This window comes from Kitasatospora sp. NPDC048286 (assembly GCF_043201735.1).
Classification (GTDB): Bacteria; Actinomycetota; Actinomycetes; order Streptomycetales; family Streptomycetaceae; genus Kitasatospora.
This window is the reverse complement of record NZ_JBICZE010000017.1, coordinates 120432-132660: the sequence shown is the minus strand read 5'-3', so window position 1 is coordinate 132660 and position 12229 is coordinate 120432. Positions and strand designations below refer to the sequence as shown.

Annotated in this window: 14 protein-coding genes and 1 pseudogene; 6 read left to right on the top strand and 9 right to left on the bottom strand. The window is 75.0% G+C overall.

Annotated elements, in window-relative coordinates:
• Positions 1-22: 22 nt before the first annotated feature.
• Entirely contained in the window at positions 23-670 is a 648-nt protein-coding gene (locus tag ACGF13_RS33415; protein ID WP_392882499.1) for a TetR/AcrR family transcriptional regulator, read from the top strand.
• Positions 671-691: 21 nt separating this feature from the next.
• Here the strand turns inward: ACGF13_RS33415 and ACGF13_RS33410 are convergent, their stop codons facing one another.
• The gene (locus ACGF13_RS33410) at positions 692-1453 is read right to left on the bottom strand and encodes a hypothetical protein (RefSeq protein ID WP_392882496.1); all 762 of its coding nucleotides are present in this window, start codon (positions 1451-1453) and stop codon (positions 692-694) included.
• A gap of 303 nt (positions 1454-1756) precedes the next feature.
• Between ACGF13_RS33410 and ACGF13_RS33405 the strand changes: the two genes are divergently transcribed.
• The 3 genes and pseudogenes from ACGF13_RS33405 to ACGF13_RS33395 all read left to right on the top strand — a co-directional run.
• Positions 1757-2860 carry a fatty acid desaturase family protein gene (locus tag ACGF13_RS33405; RefSeq protein WP_392882698.1) on the top strand — a complete coding sequence of 368 codons (1104 nt, stop codon included), beginning with the start codon at positions 1757-1759 and terminating at the stop codon, positions 2858-2860.
• Positions 2861-3037: 177 nt separating this feature from the next.
• Entirely contained in the window at positions 3038-3838 is an 801-nt protein-coding gene (locus ACGF13_RS33400) for a hypothetical protein (RefSeq protein ID WP_392882494.1), read from the top strand.
• Positions 3839-3929: 91 nt separating this feature from the next.
• Positions 3930-4136 (top strand): annotated as a pseudogene (locus ACGF13_RS33395) (helix-turn-helix domain-containing protein); the annotation flags it as partial.
• Here ACGF13_RS33395 and ACGF13_RS33390 read toward each other — a convergent pair.
• The 4 genes from ACGF13_RS33390 to ACGF13_RS33375 form a co-directional block, all read right to left on the bottom strand.
• Positions 4133-5119, bottom strand: a complete 987-nt coding sequence (locus ACGF13_RS33390; RefSeq protein WP_392882492.1) for an ABC transporter substrate-binding protein — start codon at positions 5117-5119, stop codon at positions 4133-4135. The pseudogene ACGF13_RS33395 and the gene ACGF13_RS33390 overlap by 4 nt on opposite strands.
• An 83-nt stretch (positions 5120-5202) precedes the next feature.
• Positions 5203-6021 carry an ABC transporter ATP-binding protein gene (locus tag ACGF13_RS33385; protein WP_392882489.1) on the bottom strand — a complete coding sequence of 273 codons (819 nt, stop codon included), beginning with the start codon at positions 6019-6021 and terminating at the stop codon, positions 5203-5205.
• Positions 6021-7067 carry a FecCD family ABC transporter permease gene (locus ACGF13_RS33380; protein ID WP_392882487.1) on the bottom strand — a complete coding sequence of 349 codons (1047 nt, stop codon included), beginning with the start codon at positions 7065-7067 and terminating at the stop codon, positions 6021-6023. Before ACGF13_RS33380 ends, ACGF13_RS33385 begins: the two co-directional genes overlap by 1 nt.
• Positions 7064-8107 carry a FecCD family ABC transporter permease gene (locus ACGF13_RS33375; protein WP_392882485.1) on the bottom strand — a complete coding sequence of 348 codons (1044 nt, stop codon included), beginning with the start codon at positions 8105-8107 and terminating at the stop codon, positions 7064-7066. Before ACGF13_RS33375 ends, ACGF13_RS33380 begins: the two co-directional genes overlap by 4 nt.
• A gap of 99 nt (positions 8108-8206) precedes the next feature.
• Here ACGF13_RS33375 and ACGF13_RS33370 point away from each other — a divergent pair, with 99 nt between their 5' ends.
• Positions 8207-8839, top strand: coding sequence for an HAD family hydrolase (locus tag ACGF13_RS33370; RefSeq protein ID WP_392882483.1), 633 nt, complete (start codon positions 8207-8209; stop codon positions 8837-8839).
• Between the two features lie 21 nt (positions 8840-8860).
• Here the strand turns inward: ACGF13_RS33370 and ACGF13_RS33365 are convergent, their stop codons facing one another.
• Entirely contained in the window at positions 8861-9100 is a 240-nt protein-coding gene (locus ACGF13_RS33365) for a hypothetical protein (protein WP_392882480.1), read from the bottom strand.
• Positions 9101-9570: 470 nt separating this feature from the next.
• Here ACGF13_RS33365 and ACGF13_RS33360 point away from each other — a divergent pair, with 470 nt between their 5' ends.
• Positions 9571-9954, top strand: coding sequence for a cold-shock protein (locus ACGF13_RS33360; protein WP_360348240.1), 384 nt, complete (start codon positions 9571-9573; stop codon positions 9952-9954).
• A gap of 28 nt (positions 9955-9982) precedes the next feature.
• On the opposite strand, the gene ACGF13_RS33355 is transcribed toward ACGF13_RS33360, so the two are convergent.
• The 3 genes from ACGF13_RS33355 to ACGF13_RS33345 are packed head-to-tail and all read right to left on the bottom strand — an operon-like array spanning position 9983 to position 12159.
• Complete coding sequence (locus ACGF13_RS33355; protein WP_392882478.1) at positions 9983-10834, bottom strand: 1,4-dihydroxy-6-naphthoate synthase; 852 nt, start codon at positions 10832-10834, stop codon at positions 9983-9985.
• Positions 10827-11618: a futalosine hydrolase gene (locus ACGF13_RS33350; protein ID WP_392882476.1), complete on the bottom strand. Its 792-nt coding sequence runs from the start codon at positions 11616-11618 to the stop codon at positions 10827-10829. The genes ACGF13_RS33355 and ACGF13_RS33350 overlap by 8 nt, the downstream gene beginning before the upstream one ends.
• Positions 11619-11628: 10 nt before the next feature.
• Positions 11629-12159: a hypothetical protein gene (locus ACGF13_RS33345; protein WP_392882474.1), complete on the bottom strand. Its 531-nt coding sequence runs from the start codon at positions 12157-12159 to the stop codon at positions 11629-11631.
• Positions 12160-12229: the final 70 nt, after the last annotated feature.

The following is a 12229-nucleotide window of genomic DNA, read 5'->3' as shown; positions in this document are numbered from 1 at the left end:
GGAACGAGTGGAGGCGAGCGGGATGAGCCCCCGGTCCTACCGGATGGGACAGCGGCAGGCGGAGGTCGACGAGACCCGCGCCCGGATCGTCGCGGCCGCCCGCGCGCACCTGGCCGAGACCGGCGGGGTCTCGCTGGACGCGGTCGCCCGCCGCGCGGACGTCGCCCGGGCGACCGTCTACTACCAGTTCGGCTCCAAGGCGGGCCTGCTGGAGGCGGTCTGCGACGCCCTCGCCGAGCAGGGCGGCATGGCCCGGCTCGCCGAGGCCTTCACCCTGGCCGACCCCTGGGCGGCGGTGGACCGCTTCGTCGAGGTGATGGGCGGCTTCTGGGCGTTCGACCGGGTCTGCACCCGCCGCCTGCGGGCGCTCGCCGCGCTCGACGAGGAGGTGGGCCGGGTCATCGCCGACCGTGACGCCCGCCGCCGCCAGGGGGCCGCCGTGCTGTCCGGCCGCCTGCCCGCCGCCCCGCCGGACGCGGCGAGCCTGCTGTTCGTCCTCACCGCCTTCGAGACCTACGACGCGCTGGCGGCGGAGGCGGAGGCCGCGGCGGAGGAGGGGGCGCAGGCGGAGGAGGGGGCGTCGGGCGGCGCCGGCGACCTGACGGTGGCCACCGCGGCCGTCATCCGCCTGGTCCGCGCCGCCCTGGGCGGGCCGGCGGACGCGCCTTAGGGGGCGAGGCCCCCGCGGGCCTCAGTGCAGGGGGAGCGCCTTGACGCCCGAGAGCACCGGGATGAGCTGGAACCGGCCGTCCCCGGCGCCGCAGGAGGGCCTGGTGTCGGGGGTGTCGGAGATGTTCGTCCCCGCACCGAACCGCCCGTCCCCGCTCCGGGCGAAGGTCGTGAAGTGGTCGTGGTAGCCGTCGTAGTAGTACATGCACTGGTGCAGGTTCAGGTACCGCCCGGCGGTCAGGTCCAGCGGCGTGGCACTCGACAGCAGGGGGATGGGGTGGTCGGTGCCTCCGCCGCCGCAGTTCGGGGCGGTGTCACGGGAGTTGGAGACGTTGGTGCCGGCGACGAACTTGACGTCGGTGGTCCCGACCACCGTGGTGAGGTGGTCCTGGTCGAAGTCGCTCCAGAAGACGCACTGGTGCAGGTTCAGGTAGCGCCCGGCCGTGAGGTCGTAGCCTTCGGCGGCCGTGTAGACATTGGGCTCGTAGTTCCCGTCCCCGGGGCCGCACACGGCGGCCGCGACGGGGGTGTCGGAGATGTTCGTCCCGGCGCTGAACCGCCCGTCCCTGCTCGGGACCAGGGTGGTCATGAGGTCGAAGCTGGTCGGCAGGAAGGGACCGTTGTAGACGCACTGGTGAAGGTTCAGGTAGCGGCCCGCGGGGGGCGGCGGAGCGGTGTCGGCGGTGTTGACGGCGCCGGCAACGGCAGCCGGAGCCGGGCCGGCCGACGCGGCGAGGGACATCGCCGCGCCGGCGAGCGCGGCGAAGCGTGGGAAGAGGAGCATGAGGGGGGTCTCCGTGCTGTGCTGCGGCCGCTCTGAGCGAGCGGCCGTCACGCAGGAGGCTTCCCCGGGAGCCCGGTGTCCCCGGCCGGCGCGCGGGAACTTCACCTGAACGACCGGCGTGTCCGGCCACCGCCGACCACGGGGGAGCCGGATCGACCCGGCCGCCTGGCCGCCGTCGGAGCGGCGCGGCGGGCTGGCACCCAGTGCGGGCAGGGGGTTAACACCCGTACGGGATGGGTGCTTTCCCCGTTCTGCGGGCCGGCCGGCGGCGGCCAGACTCTGGGCATGCCCGCGCAGCCCGTGATGACGCCCGAAGCCCACGCAGTCGTCGCAGCACCCGAAGCCCGCGAAGTCCCCGCAGTGCCTGGAGCGCCCGACGCCCGCGCCGCCCCGCGGTCCGGGAACGGCGGCAGCGACTTCGCCGAGTTGACCCGCCGGATAGCCGCCGAGGGCCTGCTCGACCGGCGCCCCGGCTACTACGCCGTCCGCGCGGGCCTGGTGCTCGCCGCCTTCCTCGGCGGCTGGTGCGCCCTGTTCGCGCTGGGTGACACCTGGTGGCAGCTCGGCCTGGCGGCGGCGATGGCCGTCGTCTTCGCCCAGGTCGGCCTGCTCTCCCACGACCTGGCGCACCGCCAGGTCTTCGACCGGCGGGTGCCGAGCGAGATCGGCGGCCGGATCGCCGCCAACCTGCTGATGGGCATGAGTTACGGCTGGTGGATGAACAAGCACACCCGCCACCACGCCAACCCGAACCACGAGGAGCGGGACCCGGACGTCGCCCCCGATCTCCTGGTGTGGTCCGGGCGGCAGGCCCGGCGGGCGAGCGGCCTCGCCCGGTTCATCGGCCGCCGGCAGGCGTACCTGTTCGTCCCGCTGCTCCTGCTGGAGGGCCTCAACCTCAGCTTCAACAGCTTCCGTGCGCTGCGCAGCCCCGCGATGAAGCGCCCGGTGCTGGAGGGCGTGCTGCTGGTGGTCCACTTCGTCGGCTACCTCGGCCTGGTGTTCGCCGCGCTCCCGGCGGGCAAGGCGGTCGCCTTCCTCGCCGTGCATCAGGCGCTGCTCGGCGTCTACCTGGGCTCCGTCTTCGCCCCGAACCACAAGGGGATGCTGATGGTGACGCCCGGGATGAAGCTCGACTTCCTGCGCCGCCAGGTGCTCACCTCGCGCAACGTCCGTGGCGGGCCGGTCGTCGACTCGGTGATGGGCGGCCTCAACTACCAGGTGGAGCACCACCTGTTCCCCAGCATGCCGACCCCGGCCCTCGGGCGGGCGGCCCGGATCACCAGGGAGTTCTGCGCCGAGAAGGGCGTCCCGTACTACGAGACGGGCCTGTTCCGCTCCTACCGGGAGATCTTCGCCCACCTGCACCGGACGGGTGAGCCGATCCGCTCCGGCTCGGGCGCGTGAAGGCCCGGCTTTCGCGACGTGACGGCCTGAGGTCCTGAACGCCCTTGTCCCGCACGGGAAGTCGGATCCGCCGACCTCCTGTGCCGGACCGTTTTCCGGCGGCACCGCCCGGCCACTCGCGCGTTCGCGCGTCCGCGCCCGTACGATGCCCGAGCGGGGGGTGGGCGGACGCCGGGGGTGGGTGTGGTTCGGTTCTGGCTGAGGTGGGTGCTGGTCGCGGTCCTCGGGGCGGCCGTCGTGTTCGGCAGCTGGGCGGGGTGGCGGCTCTACCGCGACACGGCCATTCCGGCCCCGCCGGACGTCCCGGGCCTGGCGCGGGCCGCGGACACCGCCGAGGCCCGCCGGGCGGCCGAGGGGCGGATGGCGGACCGGATCGACCGGCTGCCCGAACTGCTGCCGTGGGCGCAGGGGTTGGGGCGGTCCACGGTCGACGTGTGCCGGACCGACTACCGCGGCGACCTCTGGATCCGGGGCAAGTGGCTGCCGACGGCCTGCGAGCGGACCGTGAACGTGTACCTGGCCTTCGACGGGGCCGACGTCCGCGCCCGGCTGGCCGATCTGGACGGCTACCTGGACGGCCAGGGCTGGCGGAGCGCGCAGCGGTGGAAGGGCCTGGTCGCGGCCGACGAGTACGACCACCTGCCGCCCGCCGACCCGGCCCCGGAGGAGGCGCAGGAGGCGGCGGCCAGGCCGATCACCCCGTCCGTGGAGTTCGAGGCGGCGACGGACGAGGCGGTGCGGACGGAGCTGGTCGTGAGCGTCGCCCGGCCGCCGGGGCCCGAACGCCTGACCTCCGGCGAGGACTACTGGTACGAGAAGTACGGCAGCCGGCGCTACCGGAACGACGAGGGGCAGCGGTCCGAGTACCTGACCTGGCAGCCCGTGCGGCCGAGCGAGGTCACCAGGGCGGCCGAGGGGCGGTACGTGGTGGTCCTCGGCTTCACCACCAGGTACACGGAGAAGCACGGAACGCCGTAGCCCCCGCCGTGCCGTCCGTGGCCACCGCGCCCGGGCCCGCCCCCACGCGCACCGGGCCCGCCCGCCGGCAGTGCCGACGGGCGGGCCCGCCGCCGAGTACGTCGGCGCCTCCCCGAAGTGGGTGCTGCGCCGTGCCCGGCTCCACGAGGCCGCCGAACGCGCCGCCGCGGACGGCGGGTTGGATCTGGCCGGGCTCGCCGCCGAGCTGGGCTACGCCGACCAGGCGCACCTGACCAGGGATTTCACCGCCGCCGTGGGTGTTTCCCCGGCCCGCTACGCGGGGGCGCGCCGGCCCTAGGCTCCGAGGAAGCGCTGCAGCTCGTCCAGCATGTAGTTGGCGCCCGTGTACCCGATCCCCTGGAACCACAGCTGGTCGTCCACCGGGAACGCCCGGTGCCCCTTGACCGCCCCCAGCGCCTGCCAACCAGGGCTCGCCAGCACCGAGGTGGTGCCCGAGCGCCCCGGATCGCCGTAGGTCGCGTACAGCAGCAGATCGCCGTCGGCCCTGGCGAGCTGGTCCGCCGGGATCTCGAAGTCCGACTGGTCGACGTTCTGCGCGTCCGGCCGGCCCACCTGGGCGTCGGCGAGCACGGTGCCGGGAAAGCTCTGCCGGCCGAACAGTCGGATGCCGCCGCCCTCCACGAACCGCACCAGGCTCACCTTGCGCCCCGACAGCTTCGCCGCCGCCAGCGCCTGCACCACCTGCCCGACGTGCCTCTGGTACGAGCCGGCGAAGGCCGCCGCGGCCGCCTCCCGGCTCAGCGCCTGGGCGTGCAGCTGGAAGTCGGCCTTCCACGGCGCCCCGGTGGTCTGGGTGAGCACGGTCGGGGCGATGCCCCGCAGCTGCTCGTAGCGGTCGCCGTCGCGGGCCTGGTTGGAGAGGATCAGGTCCGGCCGCAGCGCCCGTACGGTCGGCAGGTCGGGTGCGCCCGCCGGGCCGACCAGTCGGATCCCGGCCGTCCGGGAGGCCGGCCAGTACCCGGGGTAGCTGGTGTCGCGGGCCGGCAGCGCGGCGCCGACCGGGGTGATGCCTAGGGTCAGCGCCGAGTCGAGCACGTCGGTGTCCAGCACGACCACCCGCATCGGCGCGCCCGGCACCACCACCGGTCCGGTGGCGGCGTTCACCGTCACCGGCGGCAGCGGGGTCGGGGACGGCGTGGCGCCGGGGGCGAGGCCGTCCGTGGTCGCCGGGGCCGGGTGGTGGTCGGTGCAGCCGGTGGCCGTCGCGAGCGCGGTGGCGCCGAGGCCGGTGAGGAGGGTGCGGCGGGAGATCCGGGGCATCGGCGGTCCTCTGGCGTCGCGGCGGGGTCGGGGCGCCGTCGATTATGTCCGAAATGGCAGCTAAAGTGCCGTTAAGGACGCAGTCAGGCGGGAGCGCCGTCCGGGGTGAGCGCCGACCACGGGGCGCCCGGCACGACCAGCGGCGTGCCGGTCACCGGGTCCGGCACCACCACCGAGTCCAGCCCGAACACCTCCCGCACCAGCTCGGCCGTCACCACGTCCCCGGGCGCGCCCTGCGCCACCACCCGGCCGTCCCGCATCGCCACCAGGTGGTCCGCGTACCGGGCGGCCTGGTTGAGGTCGTGCAGCACCGCGACGACGGTCCGGCCGCGTTCGACGTTCAGTCGCCGGACCAGGTCCAGCACCTCCACCTGGTGCGCGATGTCCAGGTAGGTGGTCGGCTCGTCCAGCAGCAGGATGTCGGTGCCCTGGGCGAGCGCCATCGCGATCCAGGCGCGCTGGCGCTGGCCGCCGGACAGCTCGTCCATGCTCCGCTCGGCCAGTTCGGCGGTGGAGGTGCGCTCCAGCGCCTCCGCGACCGCCGCCTCGTCCTCCGGCGACCACTGCCGCCACCAGCTCTGGTGCGGCTGGCGGCCGCGCGCGACCAGGTCCGCCACCGAGATGCCCTCGGGGGCGGTCGGCGACTGCGGCAGCAGGCCGAGCCGCTGGGCGATCCGCTTGGTCGGGATCCGCGCCAGCTCCTCGCCGTCCAGCAGCACGGCGCCCCGGACCGGCTTCAGCAGCCGGCCGAGGGCCCGCAGCAGGGTCGACTTGCCGCAGGCGTTCGGGCCGACGATCACCGTCACCCGCCCGTCCGGGACGCTCACGTCCAGGCCCTCGACGACCGTGCGCGCCTCGTAGGCCAGGGTGAGGCCCCGGGCCTCCAGACGGTGATCGGACATCAGGAACCTCCACGGCGGGATCGGATCAGCAGCCACATCAGGTACGGCGCGCCGACCAGGCCGGTCACCACGCCCACCGGCAGCTCCGTCGGGGCCAGCAGCCGCCGGGCGATCAGGTCGGCGAGGACCACCACCAGCGCGCCGGTCAGCGCCGAGCAGAACAGCGGGACCTGCGCCGAGCGGGCCAGCCGCAGCGCGATCTGCGGGGCCATCAGCGCGACGAAGTCCACCGGCCCGGCGGCCCCGGCCGCGCACGAGGCCAGCACGATGCCCAGCAGGGCCATGCCGAGGCGGATCCGGTCCAGGCGCAGGCCGAGGCCGACGGCGGTGGCGTCGTCGAAGGAGATCGACCGCTGGGCGCGGGCGGCCCACAGCGCGACCGGCAGGGCCGCGAGCAGCACCCAGGCGAGCCGGTCGGCCTGGTCGTAGCCGGCGCCGTTCAGGCTGCCGGTCATCCAGACCTTGGCGGCCTGGGCCTGGAAGCCGTCGCCCTTGGTGAGGAAGACGGAAGTCAGGGAGGACAGCGCGACGCTGACGCCGATGCCGATCAGCACGAAGCGCTGGGCGTGCAGGCCGCGCCGCCAGGCCAGCGCGTACACCAGCAGCCCGGCCACCAGACCGCCGGCCACCGCCGCGTACGGGGCCTGGCCGGTCGAGCCGACCACGCCGTACGCCGTCAGGCCGACCACGGTCGCGGTGGCGCCCCAGGTCACGCCCACCACGTCGGGGCTGGCCAGCGGATTGCGGGCGACGGTCTGGATCAGCGCCCCGGCCAGCCCGAGCGCGAGGCCGACCAGCAGCCCGACCACCACCCGGGGCAGCCGGAACTCGCCGACCACCAGCTCGTGCGGGCTCGGCTGCCCGAGCACCACCTTGACCACCTCGCCCGGCGCCACCGTGGACTCGCCCAGGCAGAGCGAGGCCACCGCGGTCGCCGCCAGCGCCACCAGCAGCCCGACGGTGACGGCCACCGAGCGCCGGTGCACCAGGAACGACACCCGCCCGGCCCGGACGGCCGAGTAGCCGCGCAGCGACACCGACGTCATGCCGCCACCACCTTCCGGCGGCGGACCAGGGCCACCAGCACCGGGACGCCGACGAGGGCCGTCATCACGCCCGCCGGGACCTCGGACGGCGGGAACAGGACCCGGCCGAGGGTGTCGGCGAGCAGCAGCAGTGCCGGGCCGAGGACGGCGGAGAAGGCGAGGATCCAGCGGTGGTCGGCGCCGGCCACCGCGCGGGCCGCGTGCGGGACGGCGAGGCCGACGAAGGCGATCGGGCCGGCCGCCGCGACCGCCGAGCCGGTCAGGACGGTCGCGCCGAGCGCGCCGACGGCCCGGACCAGGCCGGTCCTGGCGCCCAGCCCCTTGGCGGTGTCGTCGCCGAGCGCCAGCGCGTCCAGTCCGCGCGCCACCGCGACCACCAGCACCGTGCCGACGGCCAGGAACGGCAGCAGCTGCCAGGCCACGTCCGAGGTCCGCCCGGAGAGCGAGCCGACGTGCCAGAAGCGGAACTGGTCCATGGTGGCCGAGTCGGTGGTCAGCACCAGGGTGTTGAGCGAGGCGATGAAGGCGGACGCGGCCGAGCCGGCCAGTGTCAGCTTGATCGGCGTGGCCCCGCCCCGGCCGCGCCCGGCGAGCCCGTACACCAGCACGGTGGCGATCACCGCGCCCGCGAAGCCGAACCAGACGTACCCCGTGAGGGTGGAGACGCCGAAGCCGGAGATGGCGACCACCACACCGGCCGCCGCCCCCTGGGAGACGCCGAGGATGCCGGGGTCGGCGATCGGATTGCGGGTCAGGCCCTGCATGACGGCCCCGGCCAGGCCGAGCGCCGCGCCGACGGCCAGCCCGACGACCGTGCGCGGCACCCGCAGCTCGCGGACCACCACGGCGTCGGCGGTGTCGCCGCCGTGCAGCAGGGCGTCCAGCGTGCCGCCGAACGGGATGGTCCGGCTGCCGACCGCGAGGCTGAGCAGCACCGCGGCGGCCAGGACGGCGAGTGCGGCGGCGAGCCACAGTATTCGGCGCCGCGGCGCGCGGTACGGCGCGCGGGGCGCACCGGGCGGTGCGCTGGTGTCGGTCATGGGCCCTCTCCGCAGACAACTCAGGTAAACCTAAGTTCCCCCGTGAAGCCCGGGCAAATTGCCTCGTGGCCCGAGGCCCCCGTTGGGTAGCCTGACGGCATGCCCGCGACCTCACCCGCTCCGCTCACCGTCGGCTTCGACCTCGACATGACGCTGCTGGACACCCGGCCGGGTATCCGCGCCACCTACCTGGCGCTCTCCGCCGAGACCGGCACCCACATCGACGCCGACCTGGTGGTCACCCGGCTCGGCCCGCCGCTGCTGGACGAGATGCGCAACTGGTTCCCGGAGGGCGAGGTGGAGCGGGCCGTCGACCGCTACCGCGAGCTCTACCGGGACCACGCCTTCGCGCCGACCGTGGCCCTGCCCGGCGCGCACGCCGCCGTCGAGGCGGTCCGCGCCCACGGCGGCCGGGTCGCGGTGATCACCGGCAAGTACGAGCCGAACGCCCGCCTCCACCTGGAGCACGCCGGGCTGGCCGCGGACACCGTGATCGGCGACCTGTGGGCGGAGACCAAGGGCGTGGCGCTGCGCGAGCACGGCGCGAGCGTCTACGTCGGCGACCACCTCGGCGACATCAGGGGCGCCCGGTTCGCGGACGCCCTCGCGGTCTGCGTGCCCACCGGCCCGTACAGCGCGCGGGAGCTGCGCGAGGCGGGGGCGGACGTGGTGCTGGCGGACCTCACCGGCTTCCCGGACTGGCTCGCCGGGCACCTGGCCGAGCGGGGCTAGCGCGCAGGCCTGCGGCGGCCGTCAGGAGCCGACGGGCCCGGTCCGGCGGCGCTGGGCCCGGGCGTTCAGCAGCAGCCCGGTCAGCGCGGCCAGGAAGCCGGCCGGCATCAGCATGCTCAGCCAGTACGCGGCCGTCGGCAGCGGCGTCAGGTGCAGGAACAGCGGGACGAAGGTGACCAGGGTGGCGAGTGCCCCGAGGCCGAAGACGATCGCCCCGGCCTTGACGTACACGTCACCGGGGTCGGCGCTCTGGCTGCTCACGTCTGCTCACTCCTCCTGGCCGGTCGGGACTTCTCCCAGTCTGGCAGAGCGGCCTGCGGGCGGGCCCACCGGAGCGGGTCGGTCACGTTGCGCAGTTTCCCGGCAGCTGAACGTTTTGATCCCTGTTGGGCGGGGGTATGCACGGGGTGCCGAGGGGCGCTACAGGTGCGCCCCGCGTCCTCAGACCCGGGGGTGTGAGCCGATGGACCGCGTGGAGCCGCGCCCCGGCCGTGCCGATGCCGGGTTGCCCGTGACCGCGAGATCCCGTTCCCGCCGCCCCGACCGGGCCTCGGAACGCGGATCCCTCGCGGAACGCGGATGAGGCAGTGACGGACGGTTAGTCTGCTCCTGACCGCGTGCCGACCACGAGCGCCCAAGGGCGCCGAAGCGGGGTCGGTCGCCTTTCCCCACCACCCAGTGATCCCCGGCCAGGGCCGGGATCCCTCACACCCATTCGAGGACTGTTCGAGATGCCCACCGGCCAGGTCAAGTGGTTCAACGAGACGAAGGGCTTCGGCTTCCTGTCGCGCGACGACGGCGGCGACGTCTTCGTCCACACCAAGGCGCTGCCCGCCGGTGTCACGTCGCTGAAGCCGGGTCAGCGGGTCGAGTTCGGCGTGGTCGCCGGCCACCGCGGGGACCAGGCGATGGCCGTGCAGCTGCTGGACGCGCTGCCCTCGGTGGCCGCCGCCCAGCGCCGCAGCGCCGACGACATGGCACCGATCGTCCAGGACCTGATCACCACGCTGGACGCGGTGCTGCCCGGCCTGCAGCGCGGGCGCTACCCCGCCAAGCCGACCGGCCAGAAGCTGGCCGGCCTGCTGCGCGCGGTGGCCGACCAGTTCGACGTCTGACCGACGGGCACGTGGGAACGCGGGCCGGCTAGAACGCGAGCGCACCCGGGTCGAGCAGGGGCACCAGCCCCTCCGCCGCGGCCCGGGTGAGCAGCGCGTGGACGGCCGCGTAGCCCTCCTCGCCGAGGTCCTCGGAGAACTCGGTGACGTACAGCCCGATGTGCTGCTCGGCGACGGCCAGGTCCATCTCCTGGGCGTGCGCCAGCACGTACTCGCGGCTCGCCGCCGGGTCCGCCCAGGCCTGCCGGACGGAGGCGCGGATCGCGTCGGAGATCTCCCGCAGCCGCTCGGCGCCGAGCGAGCGCCTGGCGACGATCGCGCCCAGCGGGATCGGCAGGCCGGTCTCCCGCTCCCAGGCCTCGCCCATGTCGGCCAGGCTGTGCAGGCCGTACTGCCGGTACGTGAAGCGGGCCTCGTGGATCACCAGGCCGGCGTCCACCCGGCCGTCCCGGACGGCGGGCATGATCTCGTGGAACGGCAGGACGACGATCTCGCCGAAGCCGCCCGGCACCGCCCGCGCCGCCCAGAGCCGGAACAGCAGGTAGGCGGTGGAGCGCTCGGAGGGCACCGCGACGGTCTTCCCGGCGAGGTCGGCGGGGGAGTCCACGCCCGGCAGGGTGAGCACCAGCGGGCCGCAGCCGCGGCCCAGCGCGCCGCCGCAGGGCAGCAGGGTGTACTCGTCCAGGACCCAGGGCAGCGCGCCGTAGCTGATCTTCAGCACGTCCAGCTCGCCGCGTTCGGCCTGGCCGTTGGTGACGTCGATGTCGGCGAAGGTCACCTCGGGGGCGTCCACCCCGGGCACCAGGCCGTGCGCCCAGGCGTGGAAGACGAAGGTGTCGTTCGGGCAGGGCGAGTACGCGATGCTCAGCCGTTCAGCCACGGCCGGCCTCCTCAGTCGGTTGGTGCCGCGCGGCCGGTTCGTGCGCCGCGGCCAGTTCCCGGACGGGCAGCGCGGCGAAGGCCCGTTCCAGGGCGGCCAGCGCCTCGCCGATCCGCCAGGCGGACCGGTCGCGCGGGCCCACCGGGTTGGACACGGTGCGCAGTTCGAGGGCCGGCACGCCGTACCGGGCGGCGGCCTCGGCCACGCCGAAGCCCTCCATCGCCTCGGCGGCGGCGCTCGGGTGGCGGGCCGCCAGCTCGGTGGCCCGCTCGGCGCTGCCGGTGACGGTGGAGACGGTCAGCACCGGGCCGACGGCGAGGCCGGGGCCCAGTGCCCGCGCGACCAGGGCGACGGCCGCCGGGGGCGGGGTGTGCCGGACGGTGCCGAAGCCCAGTTCGGTGACGTCGGCGAAGCCGTCGGGGGTCTGGGCGCCGAGGTCCGCGGCCACGATGGCGTCGGCCAGCACGGTGGCGCCGACCGGGGCGAGCGGGGCGAAGCCGCCGGCGATCCCGGCCGAGACGGCCAGGGCGTACGGGTGGGCCGCCAGCGCGGCGGCGGCGCCGGCCGCGGCGGCGGCCGGGCCGACCCCGGCGGCCAGCACGTCCACCGGCACCCGCTCGGCCCGGTGCAGCGTGCCGCCGGGCAGCGGCAGCGCGGCGGACCCGCCGGGCAGGCCGCGGAGCACGGCCTCGGCCTCGGCGGCCACCGCGACGACGACGAGCAGCCGGGCCCGTGCGGTGCCCGACTGCTCGCCCTGGCCGTCGGTGACGGCGTGTGCGGTCATCGCAGGACCGTCAGCTGTCCTGGGTGTTCAGCTGGAAGTACCAGACGGCGACCGGGTTGTCCGAGTTCTTGTCGCCCTCGACCACGGTGACCAGGGTCTTGCCGCTGGCGTTCAGCACCTTGTTCGCCTGCTGGGAACCCGACCAGGTCGGGCCCTTGGCGTACGAGAACAGGCTGAAGCGCCCGCCCTGGCCGGTCGAGCCGCCGTTGGTGAAGGCCCACCAGCCGGTCTCGGCCACGTTCGGGGAGACCCCGACGCCGACCCGGTCGCTGCCCACCACGTCCTTGGTGGGCAGCGTGCCGTTCTTCAGGGCCTCGGTGGCCTTGTCCTGGCACTGCTCCTGGAGGTCCTCGGTGATCGGGCTGCCGCCGTTCCAGCACAGCGGGTCCGCGACGATCGAGGAGTTGCCGACCGTGAGGGTGGCACGGTGGGAGCTGTGCTCGGTCTGGCCGGCGGCGATGGCGACGGAGGTGCCCACCGTGGCGGCGCCGACCACGACGACGGCGCCGAGGGCGGCGATGGCACGGGTATTGAGGCTCATGCGTCAGAATCTACCGGGCCTGGCCGATCACGCGACGCGGGGGTCGGCACCGCGTGTTGCCCCGGGCCCC